Below are 26,401 nucleotides of genomic sequence, written 5' to 3' on the forward strand. Positions count from 1 at the left end.
CCCTTATTTCTTATCGTCAGCCATTTCTTGCTGGCCCGTATCTTGCGAACCAGAGTCTTGCCAACTGTAGACATATTCTTTGTTCTCAACGCTATCGAGCTCGTCAGAGAACTGCAATGCATGGCGGGTATCAATCATCACAGCCACTTCATCGGTGAACTTTTTCTTATACGCTTGCCCAGCCTTAAAGGCTTTCGGGTGAGGTCCATGAGTAAAGCCCGCAGGGTGGAAAGTCACCATGCCCGCTTCGATATTGTCGCGACTGAAGAAGTCACCAGCGTGATAGAAAAGCACTTCATCGTAATCATCATTGTTGTGGTAGAACGGTACTTTCAGCGCACCTGGATCGCTCTCAATCGGGCGTGGTACAAAAGTGCACACCACAAAGCCTGCGCCAACAAAGGTAGTGTGTGCAGACGGTGGCAAGTGGTAGCGATGTGACATCAGCGGTCTGATATCGCGCCAATTCACCTTCACCACGGCCAAATCACCATGCCAGCCAATTGCATCCAATGGATTGAACGGATAAGTGATCACACTGACTTTGTCGTGGCGCTTCACCTGAACTTGGGTTTGGTTTTCTGAATATTGAGCGCGGAATTGATCGTTGATCGACGGGATTTCAAGAACCGCCGGATCAAACACCGCATGATTGCCGACCATGCCCTTCTCTGGCAAGGAGTAAGCCGCGTCGGTGTTCTCAATCATCAAGATGAACATCGGCTCGCTTGGCTCCAAGCGCCAGTTGGTTGAGCGCGGGATCATCACGTAATCCCCTTCACTCACCTCTAGATGACCATAGTCACAATAGAGATCGGCGCTGCCTTGATGAATGAACAGCAGCTCATCACCGTCAGAGTTACGCACCAAGAAATCCATCTTCTCATCCATGCGCCATACGCGGATTTTGCAGTCTGCGTTGTGCAAAAGATGAGGCACCGCCCAAGGGGTTATCTGGCTAGCTTTCTCCACCAGCGTAAAATCAAAAGCGCGAGGACGTAAATCGCCCTCCCACTCCGACCAACCTGTTGGCGCATGTTGGTGATGAAAGTGAGCGGCAGGGCCGAAGAAACCACTTCGGCCCGCCTCTCGCTCATAGATTGCCTCTTCAGGGAAGTCGGCATGCGCTTGTTTCGAGCATACCCCCTCCCGATGAGGAAATGAGATCCATTTATGCATCGTCTAATACTCCTCGACGAATCTGGTCCTCTTCAATCGATTCAAACAGCGCCTTGAAGTTGCCTTCGCCAAAGCCTTCGTTGCCTTTACGCTGGATGATTTCAAAGAACACAGGCCCGATTACTGTCTGCGTGAAAATTTGCAGCAAGATGCCGTCTTTGGTCGGCGCACCATCAATCAGAACGCGCAGGTCACGCAACAGATCGGTGTCTTCCCCATGGCCTTTAACGCGCTCATCAACTTTCTCGTAGTAAGTGTCTGGGGTTGGCATAAAGTCCATGCCGCGATCACGCAGGGTTTTCACTGTTTTGTAGATGTCATCTGTAGCAAGTGCGATGTGTTGAATACCTTCACCGTTGTATTCGCGAATAAACTCTTCAATTTGTGATTTATCGTCTGAAGACTCATTGATAGGGATACGGATTTTGCCACATGGTGAGGTCATGGCGCGGCTCACAAGGCCTGTTAGCTTACCCTCAATATCGAAGTATCTAATCTCACGGAAGTTGCCGATACGCTCATAAAAACCAGACCACAGGTCCATGTTGCCTTGTTTCACGTTGTGCGTGAGGTGATCGATCTCGTAAAGGCCTACATCAGCTTTCGCCATACGCTCTTCCGCATCATCATAGAATCGGAAATCAACATCATAGATGCTCTGCTTGCCGTAACGGTCTACGAAATAAAGCAAACTTTCACCGATACCGTAAATGGCAGGAATGCTCAGCTCCATCGGCCCTATTTCTGTTTTGTACTCTTCACCACCGCCCTTGAACGCTTGCTCCATGGCCGTCGTTGCTTCGTTCACACGAAAAGCCATGCCGCAGACCGATGGCCCATGTACCTTAGCAAACGCTTCAGCTTGGCTGTGTGGCTGTTCATTGACGATAAAGTTGATGTCACCTTGTCGATACAGCCAAGCCTCTTTTGAGCGGTGCTTGGCGATCTCAGCAAAACCAAGTGACACAAACAGCGCTTTAAGTTGCTCAATTCCCTTGTGGTCAACGGCCGTGTATTCAACAAACTCGAACCCATCCGTGCCAAGCGGGTTGTATGTATCCACCATGAACTTTCTCCTTGTACCTATTGGTTTTGTATTTATTACGTAGTTGTGTGTTTTTTATCCTTAATTAAATTTGGCCCACAAGCCGAGATAATGGAATGGGTGGAGGAAAATGGGCAATTTCGATGAAACTCTGTCAATTTGTAAAATATTTGTTACACACAAACCATCAAGACAAGAAAGTGAGTGCTATCAAGGGATTGAAAGATGGTGGTTTGATTTACAGCAGAGCAAGATATGTTACTGAATTGTTACATACATCCTTTTGTCAGCTAAGGTAATAAATCGAACATTAGACTGATGATGCAAAAAAGCCGCTGTAGTCAGCGGCTTGATGAATTCTAGAGCGAACCTAATTCGAAGATAAGATTCTGTTTAATCCCAGTCGAGGATCGACCAATTTGGTTGATCGGCCAGTGCTTTCAAACGCGGGCATGGATTCACCAGATAGGCAAAATCGGCGTGTTCACACAAAGGTAAGTCGTTGATTGAATCAGTATAAAAGTGAATGTCTGAGTAGTTGGTTTCTTGATTGTCTAACCACTCTTTCAAACGCGTCACTTTACCTTCACGGTAGCTTGGCACGCCTGATATTTGAGACGTAAAACGGCCTTGGTTTTCGACCAAATCGATACCGAGTGCGTTCTCGATACCAATCTTGCGACCGACCTCTCCTACTAGGAAAGTGACGCTAGCCGAGATGATCAACATGTCGATGTCATCATTCTCTAACTGCTCAATCAAGGGTTTCGACTGCTTGAACTGCTTAGGCAGAATATGCTGTTCAACACACTCTTCGACCAAGGCAGTAACTTGCTCTGTTGGCATGTCGGCCAATGGTTGCATGGAGAATGTTAGATAATCTTCCATGTCTAGCTTACCTTCTGAATACAGGCCCATTAAACGTTTATCTTCTTCAATAAAGTTGGGGGCTGTGGCAATGCCCTTTTCAACCAAGAACTCATTCCAGAGCATCGCTGCATCAGCATTGATCAGCGTTTCGTCCATATCAAATACATACAAAGGTTTGAACATCTTAGGCTCTCACAGGTTGAATTTCGTTAAGGTTAAACAGGAGTTCAAGTTGGCTGCCATTTGCCAACAGTCGTTCAGCGGAACGGTTAAGCAGGTCGACCGTTAATTCACACTCATCAACGTCCACTTGGTAGCGAATCACGTTGCCCAAAAGCTGGTGGTTGCGAATAGTGCCCGTTTTCGGCGCAGAGATATGCTCGCCATATTGTCGACCCTGCTCTTTAACGTAGATAGATTCAGGTCGAATCGCCACCTTCCATTCGGTTTCAATGTTGAACAGCTGCTTGGCTTTGTTCGCTTGCACCACATTGTAGTGGCCCATGAACCCAGCAACGAATTCATTGGCAGGTTGAGTGTAGATCTCTTCGGGTGTGCCGGCTTGCACGATCTCGCCTTTGTTCATCAAGAAGATACGGTCAGACATGATCATCGCTTCTTCTTGATCGTGAGTCACGAAGATCGTGGTCAGGTCCATCTCTTTTTGGATGTCTCGAATCTGTTGGCGCAGATGTTTACGGATCTTCGCATCCAGCGCTGAAAGCGGCTCATCCAACAACAAGATACGTGGTTTAACTACCAAGGCTCTTGCCAAAGCGACACGCTGACGCTGACCGCCTGATAGCTGATGCGGGTAAAACTTCTCTTTGCCCGTTAAGTCCACCAGCCCAATCACTTTCGCGACTTCGCGTTTAATTTCATCGGCAGCAAGCTTTTTCATCTTGAGACCAAACGCAATGTTGCCTTCAACCGTCATGTTCGGGAACAGCGCATAAGATTGAAACACCATGCCGATGCCACGCTCTTGCGGCACTTGGTGAGTAATCTCTTCGCCATTCACCCAGATTTCACCACCATCAACAGGATTCAAGCCTGCCAAGCTACGCAGTAGAGTTGATTTACCGCAGCCACTCGGGCCAAGCAGAGTAATGAATTCGCCCTTCTCGATTGAGAATTCAATGTCTTCAAACACTGTGTTGTCACCAAAACGCTTGGTGAGGCTTTTCGCATTTACATAGCTCATTATTTTGTTCCTTGGCTGAAACGACTTGCCAACCAAGTCAGTAAGAAAATAAACAGGAAGTACGTCATCACAAGGGCTGACGTGAAGTGACCACTGGTTTGACGCATGTTGTATAGGTAGATTTGCAGTGTCTCGTAGCGTGTACCGACCAAGATGTTGGCGAACACGAACTCACCCAGTAGGAACGAGAACGACAAGAACAGCGACGCCATTAAGCCTTTCTTAAGGTTTGGCAGAATAATCAATAGAAATGCCTTAGTGGTGCTTGCACCGAGCAGGTGAGCAGCGTCCATCAAGTCGTGTAAGTTAATCGCTTCAAAACTGTTGGCAATCGCGCGATACATAAATGGCAACGCGATAGTGAAGTAGGTGCCAATCAAAATCCACGGCGTGCCTATCAGTGAGATTTCACTGTCTGCATACAATTGAAGTAAACCCACCGATGACACCACAGGAGGCACAGCGAACGGCAATAAGATCAGGATATTCATCACCTTGTCGAGTTTCGGGAAATAGTAAAACACCACGAAAATCGCAGGCAGAACCAACACCACACTCAATGACAGTGCCGCCACGCAGATAAACAGTGAACGACCAAAGGCTTGCAAGAAGCGAGGATCCGTCAGCAGGTTGATATACCAATCTAACGTGAAGCCATCCGGCAGGATCGTTGCGCCCCATCGAGAAGAGAGCGAGTAGATAAAGGTCGCTAAGATCGGGATCATCATGATGCCGACAATCGAATAGACAACCGTTTTATGAAAGCGAGTATTTACGGTGTTCATTACTTTCTCTTCCCTACGTAGCTTTTGCTGATCAGCCATTGGTTAATCACGGTGATGAAGGCCAGCATCGCCATCAGAATTACGGAAATTGCGGCAGCTAGGTTGGGTTCTAGGAACAAGTCGCCCGATACTAAGCTCGCGATTCGAATCGTAATCACGTTGTAGTTGCCCGAGGTCAACGCATACACGCTCGCATACGCACCAATCGCATTGGCAATCAAGATGATAAAGGTGCCAAACAAGGCAGGAGATAGCACAGGCAGCGCAATTTTAGTCCAGTATTGCCAAGTTTTCGCACCAAGCAGTGCTGAGGCAGCTTGCCAGTCGTCACTCAGAGCATCAAACGCTGGATAGAGTAACAACACCGCCAATGGGATCTGGAAGTAGATATAAATCGCCAGCAAGCCCCACTTGCCATACAGGTCGAAATCACCCAATAGCCCGTACTGCTTAAGCAGCAAGGTGATAGCACCGTTGGTGCCAAGGATGATGATGAAGGCGAACGACAGAGGCACGCCTGAGAAGTTACTGCTCATGTTGGTAAACGCAATCACCGCATCGCGGATTTTAGAATCAACGCGGCGCAGTGAAGAAACGAGCAGAGTCGCAATCGCCAAGCCAACAATGCTCGACCAAATCGACAACCATAAACTGTTGCCAAAAGCCTGCATCATAAAGGCAGAGTCGAACACTTCAGCGTAATTTTCGAGAGAGAGTTCGTCGTCATAGAAAAAGCTGTTGATCAGCACCCAAACCATAGGTGCCAGTTGGAACAGATAGAAAAATAGGGCGAAAGGCGCAAGCCACAAAGCGGGCTTGAAGCGTTTGAACCAAGATTTGGTTTTGGGTTGAAGCGCAGAGCCATCGCTCTGCGTGATTACAGAACTGCTCATAGGGCCAACAATTCCTGAGTGTAAGACTTATCGTGTTCAAGGTTGAGTAGCTGACAGACGCTGCCGCAGATGTCGGTCTGTTTCACTGAACATTCTTGGTGTGTGAACTTATCGCCAATCACAAAGAATGGCACTTCACGCTCTTCGGGCAGAATGCCACCGTGAGACAAGTCATTGTTCATGCCGTGGTCACTGGTGATGATCACTTGATAACCATCATCTACCCATTTCTCAAGGTAATTCGACAGGTAGATATCCGCGCCACGTGCACTGTTGCGGTATTGGCGAGAATCCAGCCCGTGCTTGTGTCCTATGTCGTCAATGTTCATTGGGTGAATCAGTAAGAAATCAGGTTGATGAGTGACGCGCAGGTGCTCTGCATCCAAGAACAAGGCTTCATCTGGGTAGTGATCCCAGTGATAGAAACAGCCATGTTGAATGTTCATGGTCTCATCGTTGGTAAAGCGGTCACGCACAGCATCAAATGGCGCTCGGTTATACAGCTCACTCACCCAATGATAGGCCGCTGCAGCCGTCACTTTACCTTGTGATTTAGCCAAGCTAAAGATCGACTCATGATTCGATAAACGCACGATTTGGTTGTTAACGATGCCGCTCTCGACAGGGCGGACTCCCGTTAAAATGCACTCATACAGTGGGCGTGACATTGACGGCAATTCACATTGCACAGGGTAAAGAGTGGCGCGCAGTTTGTTTTTTTGCGTGCTCATGATTTGCGAAGTGCCCTGTTGATTTTGGGAAACGCTGTGATTACTGTTTTTCGAGTCACTAAGTTCTAGAAGGCCGTTCAGGTAGCCCATGCAATCACGGGCTACCTGATAATTCAGTCCATCTAAAACAACAAGGATAACCTTATTGCTCATGGTCTATTCTCTATTGCTTGTTACTATAAGCCACCCATTACAGGTGGCGTGTTAAGCGGGGTTATTGCTGGTGAATCAATACGCTTTCTTGCCATTGACGTGGCAAGCGACGTGCTGATTTTTCCCATGCTGAGAAGTCAGATACTGGGTGCACGTTGCTGTATTGCTCGTTCGAGATCAGCTTGTCTTGTACTGATTGAGGTAGCGTAACGCTGCTACGGATTGGACGTGCGTAACCTTCTGCTAGGTTAATTTGGCCTTGGTCACTAAAGATGTATTCACGAGCCAACTTCGCCGCGTTCGGGTTTTTCGCGTATTTGTTGATGATGGTGGTGTAACCAGAGATCACCGAACCATCTTGTGGAATACTCACCGTGAAACGCTCACGGTCAATCGTGTCGCGGTAGTTCAGTGCATTGAAGTCCCACATGATTGCCACTTCCACTTCACCTTTTTCAAGGTTCGCGATGCTTGGGTCTGTGTAAGACAGACGGCCTTGCTTCGCTAGCTCGCCAAAGAATTTAATCGCTGGCTTTAGATTTGACTCGTCACCACCGTTAGCAAACGCAGCCGCTAGAATCGCGTTGTTTGCTTGCGCTGCTACACCGACATCGCCGACTGTGACTTTGTAGTCACCTTCTAGTAGGTCGCTCCAAGTTTTCGGCGCATCTTCAACAAGGTTGTTGTTGGAAATGAAAGAGATAGTGCCGGTGTAAGCCAGAGCCCAGTGACCATCTTTGTCTTTCGCCCAGTCTGGAATGTCATTCCAAGTGGTTGGTTTGTATGGCTGAGTGACGTTTTTCTTCACTGCCACACGTGCAAATGCAAAACCCACATCACCAATATCAGCGGTTGCGTTTTTCTTCTCTGCTTCAAATTTCGAGATCTCTTGAGCCGAGCTCATATCGGTATCCTGATGCTTCAAACCGTAGTTTGCTTTCAGGTCTGTCCATGTGCCTTTCCAGTTTGCCCAACTGTCTGGCATACCCACACTGTACACCGCACCCTCTTTTTGAGCAGCTTCAATCAGTGACTCAAGATCAGCATCCTTCGCCATCGCTGGCATTGAAAGTGTTGCCGTTATTAGCGTTGCGCCAATCAGTTTAGCTGGCGATACAGTTGAACGGCTAAGCAAAGTTTTCATTGTCTCTATCCCTCTGGACTAGGTCAGTAAGTTCGTTTTGTATGCTATCGCCGGAGTGTGACGCTTTCGCGCAACTTATTTGACAGTTCAGATGCATTTCTGTGGCAGTTATATTTCACTCATATGACAGTAAGCCTTTGTTTACTGTCACATTCCTGTTAACTCCGTGGTTTACCTTATTGAGCACACGAACCTATGGACTAGATCAGTAATGAGAACATTGGCAACAGGGCAATCAGGGACACAGCTAGGCAGAATTAAGGCGAGCATCAGAGAGCAGATTCAATCAGGCATCTTCACCGAGGGGCAAAAACTGCCATCGGAAAGAGAGCTCAGCGAGCTGTTTTCCACCACACGAATCACGCTCAAAGATGCATTGGTGTCATTAGAAACCGAAGGTCTGATATACCGAGAAGAGCGCCGTGGCTGGTATGTATCACCCGAACGAATTCGCTACAACCCATTGTCTCGTTCTCATTTTCACCAAATGATTCGCGAACAACATCGTATTGCAGAAACAAGGCTGCTGAGCAGCCGCACAGAGATGGCCGCGGGCGATTACGCCAAAGCATTAGAGATAGAACAGATAACGCCGATACACGTGATTGAGCGACTACGCTTTATTGATGGCCGAGCGGTGCTGTTCGTTGAAAACGTCTTGAAAGCGGCACTGTTTGAAAAGGTGTTGTCAGAAAACCTCACTATGTCGCTGACAGGTATCTACCGAGAAAAATACGGCTACGAGACCCAACGCTCTCGCTTTGACGTGGTCCCTACCTCTGCCCCTGCCCATGTCGCCAAGGCATTGAATTTGGCTGAGGGCCAGCCTGTTCTTAAGATCTGTCGAGTGAACTACAAACAAGATGGCGAGTTAATGGACTGCGAGCTGGAATATTGGCGACCCGATTCTGTGGTGCTCCATATTGATAGCATTGGGTAATGCTGTGCCTGCTTGAGAGAAGAACCCCACACATACAAAAACTCCGACTGATTCAGTCGGAGTTTAGGATTTAGCGGTCAAACATTAAGGTGATGTGAATCATCTAGTTCATGAATCAAGCTTGAGGAACTGTCTAACCCTTGGTGAATCTGGGTTAGTGAAGAACTTCTCTGGGTTGGATTTCTCAATCAATATCCCCTTCTCAAGGAATACTACTTGATCCGACACCTGACGCGCGAATTCCATCTCATGAGTCACCACTACCATGGTGTAACCCTCTTGCGATAGCTTCTTCATTACCAGTAACACCTCTTCGACCAATTCAGGGTCGAGCGCCGAAGTTGGCTCATCAAACAACAATACATCTGGCTCCATCGCGAGCGCCCTAGCAATCGCGACACGTTGCTTTTGTCCACCCGATAACATACTTGGATAACTCTCTAGCTTGTGAGACATGCCAACCTTATCAAGTTGCTTACGAGCCATCTCCTCTGCGTCAGATTTCGCTATCTTCTTAACATGAACCAGCGCTTCCATCACGTTTTGCAACACGGTGAGATGCGGCCATAAGTTGAAGCTTTGAAATACCATGCCAAGGCGCTCTCTGAGTTTCGCTAACTCTTTGTATTTGAGAGGTTTACCCGTTTCAGAGTTGATCCCAATGCGTTCATCACCCATAAAAATCGTGCCGCGCTCTGGCTGCTCTAGCCAATTCATGCAGCGCAATAGTGTTGACTTACCCGAACCTGACGAGCCGAGAATACTCACCACATCGCCTTTTTTTATAGTCAGGTTGATGTCTCGCAGTACTTCGATTCCATCAAACTGCTTCGACAAGTTTTCAACGCTGATGATCGTCTCTCGTTCTTCCAATAGTGGCTCACACTCAATCACTTCCAAACTCACTCCCAAAGAGGGGTTAATCGGTGCTTCTGTTTCAATAATCTCTGACTGTTTAAGCATGGCTAAGCCCTCTAAGTTCAACTTTGGTTTGGATTCGTTTGGTGATGGTTTCAAGTGCAATACTCACAGCCCAGTAGAGCGCGATAGCAATGATGAACGCATTCAATGGGATAAAATATGTGGATTGAATACTGTTAGCTGCCGCAGTAATTTCAGCGACCGTAATAATGCTGAGAAATGCGGTGTCTTTTAAGCAGATAATGAGTTGGTTAGTGATCAGAGGAACCGACTTAAATAACACGTTGGGCGTGATGACTCGAGTGAAGGTTTTCAGCTTAGAAAAGCCATAAGCGTGCGCTGCTTCGATGTAACCAGGCTCTAACCCTTTACGCACACCGCGGAAAATCTCACAGAAATACGTACCATGATAGAGACTGAGCGCTATGATTCCCGCTGTCACTGCGTCCAATCGAATACCAACCTGAGGCAAACCGTAATAGAGCAGGTAGGCTAAGATCAGAAACGGTAAGGTACGCATAATGCCGATCAAACTGTTGATGGTGTACTTAACACCGAGTCTCGAGTTTTCGAGACAGTACAACAAACCAATACCTATGACGAAACTCAAGATTGAAGACGAGACAAAAAGATAAAACGTGGTCACAAAACCAGAAGCAAACAGCTCTTTTTGTTGCCAGATAATATTCCATTCTTCCATATTTACTCCTTATATTTACCCACGAGATAGCACTTCAATACGCAGATAAATCGTGTTTCTGACCAAGTAATCATAACGGCTAAACTGCGACTACTGCTGCTGTTAACAGATGTATGCACTTATTGCTGCAGATAAGTGGCTCGGTTTTCAGCCACAGCTTGCAATTTCACCAACACGCCAATAATCAACATGTATATGGCACCCGCACACAGAATTGGCCCAAGTGGCTCATAGGTAACCGCTGCAATTCGGTTGGTGACACGGGTTAAATCAACAATACCAATCACCGCGATGGCAGGGCTGCCTTTGATTAAGAACGACATTTCATTGACCAATGCAGGTAGGCTCATGATCACCATTTGTGGGAACATGATTCGGCGAAAATAAGTCAGTCGCCTCATACCAATAGCCTCGGCTGCTTCCATTTGCCCTTTTGAAAAGTTGAGAAAGGCATTGCGCCAAATTTCCGCATTAAATGCCGAGGTGTTGAGTGTAAGCGCTAAAATGGCAGAAACGTGTTTGTCTAAATTGATGCCAAATGAGGGAAACGAAAGAAAGATAAACAGAGCCAGAGTCACCAGAGGTGTTGCTCTTGCCCAACTGACATAGATGCCCAGCATTTGATCGACAAATGGGATTTTCATCATTCGAATTAAGGCAATCGCTAGCCCAATAACCACACCCAATACAATCGAGACTGCCGATATCCATGCTGTAGCCCACGCGCCCTGTAGCAACTGTTCCCAAGCGTAATAATCCATAAACGACCTCTTTAAAAAGCGACTTCTTGCAATAGGCTTTTGCGCGAATGACAAATGGGTAAAATCGCTCTAGCCCTTTTGTCATCGGCACAAACAGCGGTTAACTGTTTGTGCCAGCGCGTGCTTACTGATCTACTGGACCGCTGTTAGCTTGTGATACTGCTCTACTGAAGTGATGGCTTCCGAAGGAAGATGCTCGAACGATTCACCGAACCACTTCTTCTGCAACTCTGCCATTTTTCCTGTTTGCTCTAGGTGAATGAAAAACTCAGTGAGGTAAGCCAATAGCTCAGGGCTCTCTTTTGGAACAGGCCAGCTTACGAAACCAGGGCCAGATACCGCCTCACCTTTTTTAAAGACGTTAGACTTAGATTTCACTACCTCGTTAACCGAGACCACACTGTTGATGACGTAGTCGATTCGACCAATAGCTAAATCTGAATACGCTTCTGGGTACGATTGGTACTGAACGACCTTACCTAAAGATTTACCTTGTGCTTCGAGCATTTCTTCGAGCTCTGGCAGTCGCTCTAACAAAGCACTACCCGCTTGTAATCCCACCGTTTTGCCGTCTAGATCCGACACCGTATTGATGTCGTCAGCATCCGCTCTGGTTAAGAAATAATGCTGTGCTGAGGCAATAGGCGGCGTAAAATCAAACACCTTCAATCGAGCGTCTGTCACGATAGCGCCCGTTAGCGCCACATCGTATTGACCCGCAGATACTGAGGCGAGCAACCCTGTCCAAGGTAAGATCTCTTGTTCAATATCGAACTTTGAATATTCACGCAGCTCATCAAGCAAATCTTTATTGATCCCCGCAGGCTTGCCTCGGTCAATGTAGTTGAATGGTGAGTAGTTATCTTCTGTCGCCACTTTCATAAAGCCTTGCTTTTCAATGGCTGAAAGTTCTGATGCTTGTGCAACACCAAAACAACCCAGCACAACGGTTGCTGCCGCCGTTGAAACCCATGCCTTCATCGTCATTCCCTGTCTCATGTGCTTTCCTTATCGAGATTATTTGCCTGCCTTTACTTTATGAACGGAATGCATCTAAGACGTAGAGCCAATTTAATTTTCAGGTTGGGACAGAGCCATTTTCATATAAAAGACAGATCAACTTTCGGGTTCGAGACAGAGTAAAAAATCACCGTTGAGAATTGATATGAACTCTGGCTCATTTCTTGCTCTTTTATACAAATTGGACTGAGGTTCACTGAGAATAAGGACTGTATCTCATGGCGATAAATCACAATTGTTTCATCGAGTTTGATTCCAAAAGAAGCCTGCAAGAACAAGTACGTAGCTATTTGGTGACGGCGATATTGAATGGTATTTTTCCGGCTGAACAAGCGCTCCCATCTTGTCGTAAGCTCTCTAGCCAATTAGGTGTTTCACGCAATACTGTGTCCTTGGTGTACGACAGTTTGCTCGACGATGGCTACCTGATAAGTAAACCTCGCAGTGGTTATTATTTATCAGAAAAGTATCAAAATCCGAGCGATGAAATTGACTCTAGCTTGGATCATTTTGAATCAACAGACAGCAACAATGCACCGGATTGGAGCAAACGAGTGAAGCTGCAATTAAGTCAATACCCACGAATAGTCAAACCGTCGCACTGGAGTTGCTATCAATACCCATTTATTTTTGGCCAGCCTTCAATCAATGACTTTCCATTGGCTCAATGGCGAGAAGCGACAAGAAAAGTGACCTCAGATCCTCATGACCACCGCTGGCTGTGTGACAAAGTTGATAAAGACGTCGATATGCTGGTGGAACAAATACGCACACGGGTGCTACCACAACGAGGCATCCACGCTCAAAGTGATGAAATCCTAATTACAATGGGCTCGCAGAATGCGCTCTATCTGCTTTCGACTTTACTAATGAATGCTCAAAGCCGAGTCGGCGTCGAAAACCCCGGCTATAAAGAAGCAAACCATATTTTTAATCTCTCAGGTGCGCAGTTACACCCTCATCAAGTAGATGAGCAAGGGTTAAAGCTCAATGAGCACTCATCGCTGTGTGACCACTTCTACGTCACTCCGAGCCATCAAGCGCCAACTGGGGTTACCATGAGTGACGAACGTCGAACTCAGTTGCTTGAGATGGCAAAGGCCAATGATGCCATCATTATCGAAGATGACTACGATGCCGAGTGCAACGTTGAGTGGAATCCAAAACCGGCACTTAAAGCCAATGATAAAGATGGCCGAGTCATTTACGTCAGCAGCTTTTCCAAACTATTGGCACCCGGCTTGAGATTAGGCTACATCGTGGCACCCGAAGAGCTGATTTATGACTTAAGAATCTTGCGCCGGTTAATGTATCGACATGCACCAAATCGTATTCAAATGGAAGTCGCACATTTTATTGAACAAGGCTATTACGACAGCTTTGTGAGGCGCTTCAGAGAAAACACGCGTCAGCGTTGGAAGCTGCTCAATGATGCCGTCTTAAAGTATTTACCTGATTGCAAACGACTCGCACAAAGCGAGCAAGCCAACTCATTATGGCTACAAACACCGAGCCACATTAATAGCCAGCGACTGGCTTCACGAGCCGCACAGAAAGGGATACTGATTGAAACCGGGTATTCACACTTTATGACTAATACCGAAACGGTATCGGGTTATGAATCATTGTCAGAATATGATCCCAACTCTTATTTTCGATTAGGGTTTCACGCCATCGATAAAGATCTGATCGCTCCCGGCATCAAAGAGCTGTCTGAAGTAATGAAGATTTAGCATCACTTAGGGCTGTTTACCGACACTCTCCATGAGCATGAATTAAAAAGAGAATGACGTAAAAAAGAGCATCAATTGATGCTCTTTTTAGGATCGACATAACAATCTAAAAGCCAGACACTTAAACAAGAATGGGGAGTCCTTATCAAAGTGCCTTGGTTTCGTTACTGGTTATCCGATTGAAAAATTAAGATGCAAGCTCACACAAAACGTCGTCAATGATCTTAACGCCTTTCTTTATCTCGCTTGGTTGAATAACCAAAGGAGGGGCTACATGAATACGATTATTAACAATAAAGGTTAGCAGGCCTCGTTTCGTTAGCTCCGCTTTCAATTGACCCATTTTCTCATTGCTCAATGGCGTTTTACTTTCTCGATCTTCGACCAATTCAACCGCCCAGAACATCCCTTTACCGCGCACATCACCAATCATAGGATGCAGCTCTTGAAGACTAAGCAGAAGCGGCCCAAGAACGCTATTCCCGACATTATCAGCATGCGTAACAATGCCCTCTTGCTCCATCACATCGAGCGTTGCAACGATCGAAGCCATCGCTAGAGGGTGACCAGAATACGTTAAGCCACCCATAAAGAAGTTCGACTTAAAGTACTCAACGATCGGTTCGCTGACCACCACACCACCAGCCGGAACATAACCAGAGTTAACCCCTTTAGCGAAAGTAATAAGATCCGGCACGACATTAAAGTGCTCAAACGCAAACCACTTACCCGTTCGACCAAAACCGACCATGACTTCATCAAAGATCAATTGAATACCGTATTTAGTTGCAAGCTCACGCACGCCAATAAGGTAGCCTTTCGGTGGAATTAGGAAGCCCGCCGTTCCCGGAATCGTCTCTAGAATAATCGCCGCAATCGCTGTGGGTCCTTCGCATTCAATCACTCGCTCTAAATGCTGTAGGGCACGCTCACTCTCTTCTGCCTCAGTCGCCGCGTTGAATTCGCTTCGATAGAGAAATGGATTGAAGAAGTGAACGTGCCCACGGCTATACTCATTTGGAATACGGCGAAAATCGCCCGTCGCCGCAATCGCTGTACCGGTATTTCCGTGGTAAGAGCGATAAGCAGAAAGCACTTTATCGCGTCCTGTGAACTGTCTTGCCATACGAATTGCATTTTCGTTGGCATCTGCGCCTGCGTTGGTAAAGAACACCTTCTTAAACTTGCTTGGTGCTTTAGACAAAATACGTTTAGCGGCCAAACCACGAGTGAGGTTTGCTGTCGCAGGGGCAACGGTCACCAATGAATCAGCCTGATCTTTAATGGCTTTAATCACTTGTGGATGCTGATGACCAATGTTGGTGTTAACCAGTTGGCTACTAAAATCAAGGTACTCCTTACCTTCGTAGTCCCACATTTTGCATCCTTGCCCACCAGCGATAGCGATAGGTTCTGCCGCTTCTTGAATCGACCAAGAATGAAATACGCTCTTGTCGAGGTCGATAATATCTTGGTTTACAAGCTGTTCTGTTGATACTTCCATTTCATCGTCTCCATAAACAAAACTAGATTCACAACCCTCTCCTTCAGTCTTTCTCGTCTATCAAAGTGCGAAATACGAGATTGAAAAGGCTGCGCTATCGGATGGAATAATCTTCGTCCCAAACAGGGCCCAACTCATAGTGTCAGTTTCAACAAAATCTTGGGCCAGTGAATCAGCTCAAACCTCGTCCCCAATCCAACCAACAGCCTGACCCAATCCAATCGTCGATCTGGCTCTATTCAAAATTCTTAGGTGTGAATAGATTGAAAGGCAGACGAGACAAGTCTCATCGGACGCTAATTAACACAGCAGCAAAATATCAAAAGCAAAGAGGTGAGCAAGAGTGGAAATAGGATTGGCGATGATATTGATTCTGTTTGCAGGTGTGGTTCGAGGCTATTCAGGATTTGGGTTTGCGATCATTGCAGCACTATCTCTCAGCTTTATAGTTCCACCATTACAAGCGGTAACCATCGCTATCCTGTTGGATTTTTTAAGTACCTTTCCTCTACTCAAGCGAAGTAAAACCACCATCAATATCCGGCTTATTGCGCCGCTGTGTATAGGCATGTTGGTTGCGGTGCCTTTCTCGCTGTATTTCATTAGCGCGATATCGGAATCAGGCTTGAAGACCTTTATCGCGATGATGTCTTTAGTGGCTGGTGCACTGATTATTTTGGATTTTCGCCTGACATGGTTACACCATCGGCACGCATTTTGGGCAGGAGCTATATCCGGTTTCAGTATGACCGCGGCCTCTTCTGGCGGGCCTCCGTTAGTGACGTATTTAATGAATATCACTATTGAAGCCAAAGAGCAGAGAGCAACCGCCATTGTATTTTTCTTGTTGAGTTCTGCTGTTTCATTAAGCGGATTTATTTGGATCGGTGCATTCAACCAAAACACGTTTACCACAGGCTTATGGTTACTTCCGACGGCTGTGATTGGCAATTTATTAGGGCAGAAACTGTATATCTCAGTACCTAACTTGCCTGCAAAAACAACGACCGCGCCGATCCTTATCGGCATGGCACTACTTATGTTAATTTCAAATTAGAAGGATTTACTTATGGATAAGATAGCGTTCATTACAGGGGCGACATCCGGATTTGGTAAAGCAGCGGCAAAACGCTTTGCAGAAGACAATTGGTCGCTCGTATTGTCGGGTCGTCGTATTGAAAGGTTGCTCGACTTAAAGGAAGAATTGACGGTGCCTGTACATGTGATTCAACTCGACGTTCGAGACGCAGACGCCGTAAAAAAAGCAGTTGATTCGCTACCCGCTGAGTTTTCATCGATTACAGCGCTGGTTAACAATGCAGGCTTAGCCTTGGCACCGGAAGGCGCACCTGATGTGGATTTAAAAGATTGGCACACTATGATCGACACGAATGTCACTGGATTAGTCAATGTCACGCATGCTCTACTTCCGAAGTTAATTGAAAGCGGTGCGGGTAGCTCAATCATCAATGTTGGATCAATCGCCGGGCAATGGCCTTACCCAGGAAGCCATGTGTATGGTGCCAGCAAAGCATTCGTAAAACAGTTCAGTTACAACCTACGTTGCGACCTACAAGGCACAGGAGTACGAGTGACTGACCTTTCCCCTGGTATTGCAGAAACGGAATTTACTCTAGTAAGAACCAAAGGTAATCAGACGGCTTCAGACAATCTTTACCAAGGCACCACACCGTTGTCAGCAGAGGATATTGCCGAGCAGATGTTTTATATCGCAACCTTGCCAGATCACATCAACATTAACCGAGTCGAAGTGATGCCGACCCGTCAAGCATGGTCTGCATTCGCAATCGATAGGGACTAAGTTCAAACCGACACAAACAAAAAAGGTGGTCTTTTCAGGCCACCTTTGTCATTTCTTTCACACGATACTTCAAATATAACCAACGGCATAAAAGACGGTGTCTAACTCGCCTCATTACTCTTTTAATGAAAGTAAGATTAGATATACTCAACTAAACAATTTGCTGCTCATGCTCTTTGTTTGATTCGGTCTCTTTCGACAAGAAACTCGCTACGATCTCTCTCAGTTTGCCTTGGTTAACCGGTTTAGGTAAAAACTCATCCATGCCTACATCGAAGCACAAATGCTTGTCTCGCTGTACGACGTTGGCCGTCAGCGCAACGATTGGAATGTGCTTTGAAGAGCCTTCTTCGAGCGCTCGGATCTGCTTGGTCGCTTCGAAGCCATCGAGAACCGGCATCTGACAATCCATAAAAATCATCTCGTATTCGTTGGCTTTGAATTTCTCGACACCAATTTCACCGTTGTCGGCAATATCAACCTCAAAGCCAAGCTTCTTGAGCATCATCTTGGCAACTTGCTGGTTTACTCGCGAGTCTTCAACGACCAAAACCGTACCACTAAACTCTCCGGCAACCGCGACAGGTTTTGACTCTGCTTGAACTGGAGCTTGTTTAACGGCTTGCGGGGCGTTTACAGAGACATTGGAAGCCTCTTTAACAACCGCCGCAGGTTTGCTTAACGGCACAGGTTCATTGTCTTTAAACGCAACCTCTCCTCTGTTCGGATAGGTAAAGACTGAAGTATCAGCCGCTCTCGCGAGTACCTCACTGATGGTCCATTTAAGCTGATTATCTTGGTAAGGACGCGCAATGTAGGCAACAAAACCGACTTGTTTAGCACGAGCTTCATCTTGCTTTCTAGGGTCAGCAGAGATCATCACTAACTTAGGACACTCGCTACCAAAGCGTTCAACTAAGCTTCTCGCCAGTTGAAAGCCATCAACGGACGGCATCACTTTGTCTATCAGCACAAGGTCATAAGGTGATGACTGAGCCACAGACTCTGAAACCAACTCTAACGCTTGGTTTGCCGTTTCACAGCACTCAGACTTAACGCCAAAGGATTGAAGCTGTGTAGACGTTATACGCATGTTCAGCTGGCTATCATCCACAAGCAGAACCGAAACCTTATTGAAATCGATATTGCTTTCATCGGCTTCTAAACACGGGTCAAAGTCAGCCGTAAAATAGAAGGTACTGCCCTTACCTTCAACACTGGTGAGTTCAAGCTTGCTGCCCATCAATGTCACGATCTTCTCGCATATTGTTAGACCAAGCCCTGTTCCTCCGTAAATACGTGTGGTACTGCCGTCGGCTTGTTGAAACTTATCGAACACCGATTTCTGTTTGTCTTCTGCAATACCGATACCGCTGTCGACAACCTCGAACTTCACTCTGAGTTTTTGTTCAGGCTCAACCACCTCTTCCAAACGAAGTGAGAGCGTGACGTGGCCGTGCTCGGTAAATTTAATCGCGTTGCCTACTAAGTTATTTAGGACTTGTCTTAGTTGAGTACCGTCGCCAATCACCATGGTTGGGATCTTAGGGTCTATCGCTAATTGGAATCGAAGCCCTTTCTGTTCCGCTTTCACGCGGAAGGTTGATTCAACGTCGGCCGCAATGCCCATCATTTTCATCGGCTCTTGTTGAAGCTCTAGACGCCCCGCTTCGATCTTCGAGTAATCGAGAATGTCATTGATTAAGTCGAGCAAAGTAAGCGAAGAGGTGTTGAGCATGTTGATGTACTCTTTTTGCTCTTTCGGCATATCCATTTCAGAGAGTAAAGACGACAACCCGATAATCCCATTCATTGGGGTACGAATTTCATGACTCATATTGGCAAGGAATTCACTTTTATTACGGTTGGCCACCTCAGCAACATCTTTAGCTTTTTCCAGCTCTTGATATTGTTGACGAATACGTTCTACCGATCGGTTATAGCTACTCTCTAGAGTCGATATCTCATCTTTGTAAGTAGAGTGAGTTGGCGTTATAAAGCGCGGTTTGTTGTCTTCGACCTGTTGTTGGTTGATTTGGGAAGACATGGTCATCAAACGTTTTACGACAAGACGATAGACGATGGTTAAACATACCAGAGACAACAAGAAGATTTTAACGGCTTCGAAGGCGAGCAACAGTAACACTCGTTCTTCAAAGTCATCTAGGATCATGCTCAAGTCTGATTGCACTGTGAGCGTCGCCAACGGGAAGTCTGTGCCGCCCATCTGGTGCACCATTTCCCAAGACTGAGAATAAGATTGGCCTTCGGTCTTTTGACCTAACTCTAGAATTTTTTCATCGGGACTTTCGATAAGAAGGTAACTGACCGAAGGGAGGCGAGAGATGCCTTCGGCTTGCACAAACAATTGCTCTCGATCTTCCACCCACAAACTGGCCGTTAAACCGGACAGGTAGCCAGCCTTGACCTGCTCGATCTGAGAGCTGATAAAAGAAACTCGACTTTGGTACTCTACATACAACCCGAGACCTGTCACTATAACTGTGAATAAGGTACTGATCGCTATTATCATCCCGATCAACTGTCGGGAGAGTCCAACGTAGCGTTTTCCTTTTGTCACCATACACAAATTACCATTATTGTTATCCTAGCAAACTACAATTACTCAACTAGTATAATAGTAGTCATTCATCAAATAACTAGGGAAGGTTATGAAAAAACATCTTATCGTTGCATCCATAGTCAGTTTGTTTTCAAGCAGTTATGCTTCTGCAAGCGAACCTCTTCACTACTACATTATTGCGAGCCAAGCGCAACCTTTTCAAATCGAAACTGACGGGTCATCTCACAGAGGAATTGTTTCAGATATTGTGGAAGCCGTGTTTGATGACAGCCAATATGAGATCAACTACCATACCTACCCTTTTAATCGAATGATCGACAAGCTCGATGCGAGAGAGAACCCAAACTGGGTTACCTATGGCAGCCCTAGTTGGGGGAATATTCAATCTGCGAATCTATCTGAAGACCCGATTTACAATGTAAAACACGTATTACTCAGCAGCGGTAAAAAGCCATTTGAGTTCAATACAATCGATGATCTCGATGGGAAAGCCGTGGTATTGCTGAAAGGATTTGAGTACCCGAACTTGGAGCCTTATATCCAACAAGGCAAGCTCAACGAGATTCGAGTAAAAGATTACACTGCTGCGTTTCGTGTCCTGAACCGAGCACCTGGCGACACAGTGTTTGTGGAAATGGAATCACGAATCAAATACAACCTAAACGAACAAAAACTGAGTATTGATGATTACCAGATGCAAGAGTTTGGTTCTGTAATCAATAACTACCCTATCCATTTGGCGTTTGACCCTGAGATGGATCCTAAACTGCAAAGCTTCATCAACCAACGCCTCGACCAAATGAAAGACGATGGACAGCTTGACGACATCGTACAGAGTTACTTGTAGCACCAGCGTAAAGTAGAACTTAGCAACGGATAGCTTAGTCACGTACTTTAACTCTCGTTGATGCCTGACTCTCTAAAACCGAAAAGGCCGCCCTGCTTCATACTAGATAGCAGGGCGGCCTTTTAAATGCGTCTAAGGGGTAATCATAAGCATATCCGCTATCTGAATCGACGAATCAGTGCGAAGCAATCAAATGCAGTTGCTGAGTACGAAGTTGGTGACGCACTGCCATCAGAATCTTACCCAAATGGTTCTCACCGGTTCCATCGCCGCCATCGCCCCAGAAGTGGTCTTTGTGCGAATGTTCTTTGATCACCGAATCTCCGGTGTTGGTAAGAAACAGCGCAAACTGTGGATTCTGTCTGAACTTCTCAGTCACAATGAACTGCATCACTTCAACACGAATGTCATACCAATCTTCGCGAACTTGGTTTTCGTAGTCACGACTTAAAGAGAACGCTTCGGCAGGTGTACTGGCTTCCAAAATGGTATTGCGTAGCGCTTCGGAGGCAAACTTCATCGCTTGATAATAATGTTCGCTGGTTGCCCAAACTTGATCACCCACCTTGATAGGACAAGCGGCAAAATTTGACAGGTATCCGTTCGGATCTTCGGGTTCGTAAAACAGCACTTCTTTAGCTTGAGCCACAGAATTAGACATAGCCTTCTCCTTACCAACGACATCGCATATTTTTGCTTTAACTTTAAAATTAGTGGCGTTGAATATTACTGTCAAACAACTTAGCTCAAGAGTATGCCATGTGCGTGTTTTTCATCTGAAAAGCTTAATATCAAAAGGGATAGGCTGAACGGAACAGTGAGCCAAAGAATCAAGGAGTTGATTAAACCTGGATAGGAAAAATGAAAAAATACTTATAAATCAAAGGGTGGCATTGTGCCACCCTTCTAAATGCAATGGGGATTATTAGTGAATAAGACCTAGCTCCCTCGCTTCTTCCAGACTCAAACCGCTTTCTCTAATTTCTCTTAGAGTCTCGATACGACGACGAGCTTCAGCGGACTTCATTTTCTTTTCTGGTTTAAAAGATACTTCTTCTTCAGCATCCCACTTGTTTGCAATATTTGTCATTTCATCATGGTTGATAGAATTAATGGACATGTTTTCCTCCGAAAAGCACCATGTAATGGACAGGTAATCTGTAGCAAATGCTATTTCGCTTGTTAAGAAAATCTGTACTGAAATGTGATGATTCCGACGCTTCACAAACCTAATTAATAAATGCCTCATTTAAACTTTGCCAAAGACATTTTCTGCAATTACATTTAAAAGATTCCCCATAAGAAATGTGGTTTGATCCAACTCTCATTTTCCCCGCTTTCAATGCAATAAAATCCGTTAGCTTTCACATAGGCTAAAGCGAGATTTTCGGCTTAGCCGGAGAATCAGGTTGTGGTAAAAGCACCTGCGCACGATTTTTACCCTACAGCGAAGGGAGAGATACTGTTCAAAGGCAGAGACATCTCTACGCTGAAAAGCCGTAAAGATATCTTGGATTATCGCAGCCGTGTGCAAATGGTTTTTCAAGACCCCTTTGGTTCACTCAATCCCACTCACACCATTGAGCACCACTTAACACGCCCTCTCAAGATTCATAAGCAAGTCGCCAACAAACAAGCGCTAGCAGAGCGCCTGGAAGAGTTATTAACGCTGGTGGAGTTACCCATTGAAACATTGGCTAAGTACCCTCACGAGCTCAGTGGAGGCCATAGACAAAGGGTTAACCTAGCAAGAGCACTGGCTGTTGGCGCTGAGGTCATTCTTGCGGACGAGCCCACCTCCATGCTGGATGTTTCGATTCGACTTGGCGTACTTAATCTAATGCAAAGAATGAAGAAAGAGCTCGGGATTGGCTTTTTGTACATCACCCATGATCTCGCCACCGCACATTACATCGCAGAAGAGACAGCAGTTATGTACAAAGGACAGATCGTCGAATGGGGATCCACTCAGTCGATCTTGACCAATCCTCAACACCCATACACCAAACTATTGATCTCTGCGGTGCCAGATCCTGATCTACCGTTTGGCGAACTCGTTAAAAATGAACCAAACTATTCAATAGACGCTGATCGTATTCGAGAGCAAAGCAGTGAAATACAGCATAACGTTAAGCAAATTGCTGATAATCACTTTGTAAAACAATGGGATAATGTTGCATGAATGAACTAGACACTTGGTTAGAGCGGATCGGAGACTGGTACAAAGACCGAAAGCATGATCAAGTGGACCGGTTAGAACCTTTGATCTTAATGCCTCCAGATGCGCTCTGGGGACCATTGATCACGGATGAGCAGAGCAAAGGCATCGCATGTTGGCTAGACGGGTGCCTGAGAATCTTTACTTTCTATCGCCACCTCGCAGATTCATCGAATCCGGACTTGGCTTCGCAGGAGGCCAACAGCTCAAGTCATCAAGATAAAGCCTACCAATACCTGATGTTTGCCTACAGTAAGCTGCAAGCGGTGTCATGCGACCCAAAATCAGAAGCTGGCTTGCAAGAGTGGTGTACACAGCGGCTACAACACTTGTGTGTATTGGCTTTGGAGTTTACGAACCAACAGCAAGAACCACGTTGGAAAGCCGAATCAGAGAAATTGATCGAATCGCATGTACGCTTTATGGCAACCCATCCCCGAAACGATGATCAAGGCAGCATTCAACGCCATCTCCACTGATCAAGCCCTTCTCGATCAAACATCAAATCAAAATCTCATCAGAGCTAGATCCGTAGAAAGCATGATCTAGCCTTGATCATGCTTCGGCGTTTAATTATGTAAGCTATTGAATTCTAATGATTGACTGAATTTAAGGCAAAAAAAAGCGAGTCCCTTAGGAACTCGCAAAAATCTATTCAGTATGATGTAACAAAATATGAGCCAATCTATTAATCATAAGAAAGGACAAAGGTTGTCTATTCGGGATAAATAATAATCAACTAGATGCGTTACTTTGTCATCACTTTGTCAGCGTTAGGTGCGATTTTAATCAGCACCTAATGTGTTCAAAACTATCCATTCAGCGACGGTAAAACAGGCTTATTGCGATAGGATAATCACTAGTGGCCAATCGCCATTTCATCGAGCGCAAGGAACACGTTTTCGTCTAAATGACCTTCATGAACTTGTTTACACACTTTACGACGCACCGCTAAACCAGAGATCAAACGTTCGATGGACAAGTGTCGATTGCTGGTGCTATCTCGGTCGTTGTAAAGCTCAATTAAGCGACTCAGTGTTTCGTATGGGATAACGTCCTCCCCTACTCTCAACCAATCAAGCTTCTCAATGAGCTCTGAGCACTCTTCTTTGATTGAGGCATGTGAGTGCCCTGTCATAGCAGATAAAGCCGTTATGCTGCGTTCTAGAGCCTCTGCAGAGGTATATTTAGAGAGAGTAATCATGATCTCATCAGCGTTGATTTCAACAGAGTGTTTACGCTGCTTAACTCGACGTCCCAATTTGCCTCTTGGCGACGGTGCTTTACGCTGAATTGGCTCAAACTCACCGTCGATAATCTCAGACAGCTCTTCCAGCTTCTGCTTAGACACCATCTCGTTACGAAGTGGGTTCGGCAGCGTTGGTGCCATATTACGCTTACCTGCGTTAGTGGTACGCGCTCTTGAGTAACGTAAGACCTCTTCCACGTTACATTTGATATCTACCTGATAATCGGTCGTTTTCCCTTTTTCGATCAACGCGGTGATCGTCAAGTGATAACCCCAAAGATTAACCAGGAAGGTATCTTCTTGATCCCCGACTTCACCCAATTTTCTGAGCTCGCGGATCAGATCCATCGAGAAACGACGCCAATCGATGTTACGTGCCAATTTCTGGTTTAGCTCACTGAGCAACATGCTATCTGAATGGCGACGTGCCATGCGGCTTCTAAAGTACGAATACATTTGGAAGACCAAGGTATGTTGCTTCAGGATTTCTGGCGGAAACAGGAAGAAATAGTCACGCGTCAACAGCTCTTCGTAGAACGAAGGTTCCCAAACCAGGATGTATAGGTTCGGTTTAATGCGAATTTCGCCGTCAGAACCCTCTGTAGGCGCTTCTTCCGATGCGGTAATGGTTCTAGCTAAGAATCGGAAACGATCACTCTTAAAGCCTTCTGGCATGTTCTCACTAAGCCAACGGCCTGTAAGCTCGTGCAGCTGGAAATCCGTGAATTCGATACGATCAATACTGTCGCGGATCGAATCACGAGCAGGACCGCTATCTTTTTTGCCACGTAAAGACAAAATATCAGTGATGTAGAGTGGTGTTTTGTTCGGCGTGTGTTTCGCGTCTAGATGGTAATCATCTTGGTGATGATCATGATATTGAACGGTGAGCGTGAATAACGCGAATAGCGTCATCAGATCGTCAACGGTCATGATATTTTTAGAAGATCGTGTCTCGATCACAGCGCGAGTGCCAGAGATCGAAACCATGGATTTCTGGTAGCTCTTACGAGTTCTAGGTGGCGCTAACGCTTGATCAATAATCCCTGCCCAATTGGTTGGTGAAACAATGAATTGATCCGCTTCATCTTTCATTGTTGGTGGGGTATTTAGTCCATGTTCGTTCAGTAAGCGCTTGTTTACTTTGGTTTGAGCTAGGGCTTTAGAGCGCTTTTGCTTTTCATTTTGCTTCACGCTTTCTGTCACTAAGCTGGTGGCACCCAGTACCGATATCAACTGGTTTGGGTTCACAAAGCGATGCAACATGGTTTTACCAGCAAGGCCTTCTTCAAAGCGAACGGGGATTTGTTTGAACAATCCGATATTAACTGCTGCTCTCAGCCTTTGCTGTAAGGCCGCGCGAGTGACCTGACCATCAGTTGATTCAATAATCTCAGTGGTGGAAACGTACCCGTCTTTGCTGCTAAACCCACGAAGTGAAATTAGGTTAAGAAGCTCAACTATGCTTTTGGTGACACCTTTGAAGTGTTGATATTGTTCTATCCATTCAACGGCTGTTTCAGATACCTCAAATAAATGACCATCTTTGTGGCTTCGTGCCTTAATTAACAATTTCTCTTCTGGTTTCATTTTTGATCCGTATCACACTAACCGTAATTTCACTATAGTTCCTGAATGATAAAGAAAGAATGATCATAAATAAAGAGAATTTATTGGCTTTTAAATAACTGATCTTTTTGATTAATATGATCTTAAATGATTAAGTGATCTAATGATCTGGACGTAATTTTGCTTTTAAGTGGCTGAATTTAAAGTATTAAAATAAATCGCCTTTGAAAGCATGATCATCAAGGTTCCGAAACTATGATCATTAAACTTAAGAAAGCATGATCACAGAACATCAGAACGATGATCATTAAGTCATTGTAAGCATGATCATTATTGGTTCGAAAGCATGATCATTATACTTATACAGCTTATCCACAGATCGGAATTCAACATCGGTTTCTAAATCGCTTTTTACTTGTCTATGTGGACACTTGTGGCGGCCAATCTATCGGAACAATGATCAAGAGAGCATACTTTTTATCGTTCTTACCTTTTTGAGTGCAAAATTTAGTCTCTATCCGCTGGAAAT

The 26,401-nt window shown here is 45.7% G+C and carries 24 protein-coding genes and 1 pseudogene; 8 read left to right on the forward strand and 17 right to left on the reverse strand.

The window, feature by feature from the left end; translation table 11 throughout:
- Nucleotides 1–3: 3 nt before the first annotated feature.
- Nucleotides 4–1,179, reverse strand: coding sequence for a homogentisate 1,2-dioxygenase (locus AC3CH3_RS18695; protein WP_488538961.1), 1,176 nt, complete (start codon nt 1,177–1,179; stop codon nt 4–6).
- A complete protein-coding gene (hppD, locus tag AC3CH3_RS18700) occupies nt 1,172–2,245 on the reverse strand; it encodes a 4-hydroxyphenylpyruvate dioxygenase (RefSeq protein ID WP_102433010.1) in 1,074 nt (357 codons plus the stop codon). The genes AC3CH3_RS18695 and hppD overlap by 8 nt, the downstream gene beginning before the upstream one ends.
- Nucleotides 2,246–2,340: 95 nt before the next feature.
- On the opposite strand from hppD, the gene AC3CH3_RS18705 reads away from it, so the two are divergent.
- Entirely contained in the window at nt 2,341–2,523 is a 183-nt protein-coding gene (locus AC3CH3_RS18705) for a hypothetical protein (RefSeq protein WP_488538962.1), read from the forward strand.
- 94 nt (nt 2,524–2,617) lie between these two features.
- On the opposite strand, the gene AC3CH3_RS18710 is transcribed toward AC3CH3_RS18705, so the two are convergent.
- The 6 genes from AC3CH3_RS18710 to AC3CH3_RS18735 all read right to left on the reverse strand — a co-directional run bounded on the left by AC3CH3_RS18710 (nt 2,618) and on the right by AC3CH3_RS18735 (nt 8,004).
- The gene (locus AC3CH3_RS18710; protein WP_488538963.1) at nt 2,618–3,277 is read right to left on the reverse strand and encodes an HAD family hydrolase; all 660 of its coding nucleotides are present in this window, start codon (nt 3,275–3,277) and stop codon (nt 2,618–2,620) included.
- A gap of 1 nt (nt 3,278) precedes the next feature.
- Complete coding sequence (locus AC3CH3_RS18715) at nt 3,279–4,298, reverse strand: ABC transporter ATP-binding protein (protein WP_488538964.1); 1,020 nt, start codon at nt 4,296–4,298, stop codon at nt 3,279–3,281.
- Nucleotides 4,298–5,083 (reverse strand): ABC transporter permease, encoded by a 786-nt coding sequence (locus tag AC3CH3_RS18720; RefSeq protein ID WP_210448725.1) that lies wholly within the window; start codon nt 5,081–5,083, stop codon nt 4,298–4,300. The genes AC3CH3_RS18715 and AC3CH3_RS18720 overlap by 1 nt, the downstream gene beginning before the upstream one ends.
- Nucleotides 5,083–5,976 carry an ABC transporter permease gene (locus tag AC3CH3_RS18725; protein ID WP_010432260.1) on the reverse strand — a complete coding sequence of 298 codons (894 nt, stop codon included), beginning with the start codon at nt 5,974–5,976 and terminating at the stop codon, nt 5,083–5,085. The genes AC3CH3_RS18720 and AC3CH3_RS18725 overlap by 1 nt, the downstream gene beginning before the upstream one ends.
- A complete protein-coding gene (locus AC3CH3_RS18730) occupies nt 5,973–6,860 on the reverse strand; it encodes an alkaline phosphatase family protein (protein ID WP_010432256.1) in 888 nt (295 codons plus the stop codon). The genes AC3CH3_RS18725 and AC3CH3_RS18730 overlap by 4 nt, the downstream gene beginning before the upstream one ends.
- Before the next feature lie 61 nt (nt 6,861–6,921).
- Entirely contained in the window at nt 6,922–8,004 is a 1,083-nt protein-coding gene (locus AC3CH3_RS18735; RefSeq protein WP_488538965.1) for an ABC transporter substrate-binding protein, read from the reverse strand.
- 211 nt (nt 8,005–8,215) lie between these two features.
- Here AC3CH3_RS18735 and AC3CH3_RS18740 point away from each other — a divergent pair, with 211 nt between their 5' ends.
- A complete protein-coding gene (locus AC3CH3_RS18740; protein ID WP_488538966.1) occupies nt 8,216–8,944 on the forward strand; it encodes a UTRA domain-containing protein in 729 nt (242 codons plus the stop codon).
- Between the two features lie 108 nt (nt 8,945–9,052).
- On the opposite strand, the gene AC3CH3_RS18745 is transcribed toward AC3CH3_RS18740, so the two are convergent.
- The 4 genes from AC3CH3_RS18745 to AC3CH3_RS18760 all read right to left on the reverse strand — a co-directional run bounded on the left by AC3CH3_RS18745 (nt 9,053) and on the right by AC3CH3_RS18760 (nt 12,325).
- Nucleotides 9,053–9,907 carry an amino acid ABC transporter ATP-binding protein gene (locus tag AC3CH3_RS18745; protein ID WP_010432249.1) on the reverse strand — a complete coding sequence of 285 codons (855 nt, stop codon included), beginning with the start codon at nt 9,905–9,907 and terminating at the stop codon, nt 9,053–9,055.
- The gene (locus tag AC3CH3_RS18750) at nt 9,900–10,565 is read right to left on the reverse strand and encodes an amino acid ABC transporter permease (RefSeq protein ID WP_016787468.1); all 666 of its coding nucleotides are present in this window, start codon (nt 10,563–10,565) and stop codon (nt 9,900–9,902) included. Before AC3CH3_RS18750 ends, AC3CH3_RS18745 begins: the two co-directional genes overlap by 8 nt.
- A gap of 119 nt (nt 10,566–10,684) precedes the next feature.
- Entirely contained in the window at nt 10,685–11,326 is a 642-nt protein-coding gene (locus AC3CH3_RS18755; protein WP_010432242.1) for an amino acid ABC transporter permease, read from the reverse strand.
- A 132-nt stretch (nt 11,327–11,458) separates the two neighbouring features.
- Complete coding sequence (locus AC3CH3_RS18760; protein ID WP_032544965.1) at nt 11,459–12,325, reverse strand: transporter substrate-binding domain-containing protein; 867 nt, start codon at nt 12,323–12,325, stop codon at nt 11,459–11,461.
- Nucleotides 12,326–12,564: 239 nt separating this feature from the next.
- On the opposite strand from AC3CH3_RS18760, the gene pdxR reads away from it, so the two are divergent.
- Nucleotides 12,565–14,079 (forward strand): MocR-like pyridoxine biosynthesis transcription factor PdxR, encoded by a 1,515-nt coding sequence (gene pdxR, locus AC3CH3_RS18765; RefSeq protein WP_488538967.1) that lies wholly within the window; start codon nt 12,565–12,567, stop codon nt 14,077–14,079.
- A 187-nt stretch (nt 14,080–14,266) separates the two neighbouring features.
- Here the strand turns inward: pdxR and AC3CH3_RS18770 are convergent, their stop codons facing one another.
- Nucleotides 14,267–15,583, reverse strand: coding sequence for an aspartate aminotransferase family protein (locus AC3CH3_RS18770; protein ID WP_010432218.1), 1,317 nt, complete (start codon nt 15,581–15,583; stop codon nt 14,267–14,269).
- A gap of 361 nt (nt 15,584–15,944) precedes the next feature.
- On the opposite strand from AC3CH3_RS18770, the gene AC3CH3_RS18775 reads away from it, so the two are divergent.
- Both AC3CH3_RS18775 and AC3CH3_RS18780 read left to right on the forward strand, forming a co-directional pair.
- On the forward strand, nt 15,945–16,640 hold the full coding sequence (locus tag AC3CH3_RS18775; RefSeq protein WP_010432216.1) for a sulfite exporter TauE/SafE family protein: 696 nt from the start codon (nt 15,945–15,947) through the stop codon (nt 16,638–16,640).
- A gap of 12 nt (nt 16,641–16,652) precedes the next feature.
- Nucleotides 16,653–17,405: an SDR family NAD(P)-dependent oxidoreductase gene (locus AC3CH3_RS18780; protein ID WP_488538968.1), complete on the forward strand. Its 753-nt coding sequence runs from the start codon at nt 16,653–16,655 to the stop codon at nt 17,403–17,405.
- A gap of 151 nt (nt 17,406–17,556) precedes the next feature.
- On the opposite strand, the gene AC3CH3_RS18785 is transcribed toward AC3CH3_RS18780, so the two are convergent.
- Nucleotides 17,557–19,989, reverse strand: coding sequence for a response regulator (locus AC3CH3_RS18785; protein WP_488538969.1), 2,433 nt, complete (start codon nt 19,987–19,989; stop codon nt 17,557–17,559).
- Nucleotides 19,990–20,077: 88 nt separating this feature from the next.
- Here AC3CH3_RS18785 and AC3CH3_RS18790 point away from each other — a divergent pair, with 88 nt between their 5' ends.
- Nucleotides 20,078–20,836 carry a substrate-binding periplasmic protein gene (locus AC3CH3_RS18790; RefSeq protein WP_019823349.1) on the forward strand — a complete coding sequence of 253 codons (759 nt, stop codon included), beginning with the start codon at nt 20,078–20,080 and terminating at the stop codon, nt 20,834–20,836.
- A gap of 175 nt (nt 20,837–21,011) precedes the next feature.
- Here the strand turns inward: AC3CH3_RS18790 and ybiA are convergent, their stop codons facing one another.
- Nucleotides 21,012–21,572, reverse strand: coding sequence for a riboflavin biosynthesis intermediates N-glycosidase (gene ybiA / locus AC3CH3_RS18795; protein WP_019823346.1), 561 nt, complete (start codon nt 21,570–21,572; stop codon nt 21,012–21,014).
- A gap of 189 nt (nt 21,573–21,761) precedes the next feature.
- Nucleotides 21,762–21,956: a hypothetical protein gene (locus AC3CH3_RS18800; protein WP_017061218.1), complete on the reverse strand. Its 195-nt coding sequence runs from the start codon at nt 21,954–21,956 to the stop codon at nt 21,762–21,764.
- A gap of 185 nt (nt 21,957–22,141) precedes the next feature.
- Between AC3CH3_RS18800 and AC3CH3_RS18805 the strand changes: the two are divergent.
- Nucleotides 22,142–23,018: pseudogene (locus AC3CH3_RS18805) on the forward strand (ABC transporter ATP-binding protein).
- On the forward strand, nt 23,015–23,533 hold the full coding sequence (locus AC3CH3_RS18810) for a hypothetical protein (RefSeq protein WP_019823343.1): 519 nt from the start codon (nt 23,015–23,017) through the stop codon (nt 23,531–23,533). Before AC3CH3_RS18805 ends, AC3CH3_RS18810 begins: the two are co-directional and overlap by 4 nt.
- 380 nt (nt 23,534–23,913) lie before the next feature.
- Here the strand turns inward: AC3CH3_RS18810 and AC3CH3_RS18815 are convergent, their stop codons facing one another.
- Nucleotides 23,914–25,893, reverse strand: coding sequence for a replication initiator protein RctB domain-containing protein (locus tag AC3CH3_RS18815; RefSeq protein ID WP_017071247.1), 1,980 nt, complete (start codon nt 25,891–25,893; stop codon nt 23,914–23,916).
- Nucleotides 25,894–26,401: the final 508 nt, after the last annotated feature.

Source organism: Vibrio sp. QJM3NY_35, from assembly GCF_057785915.1.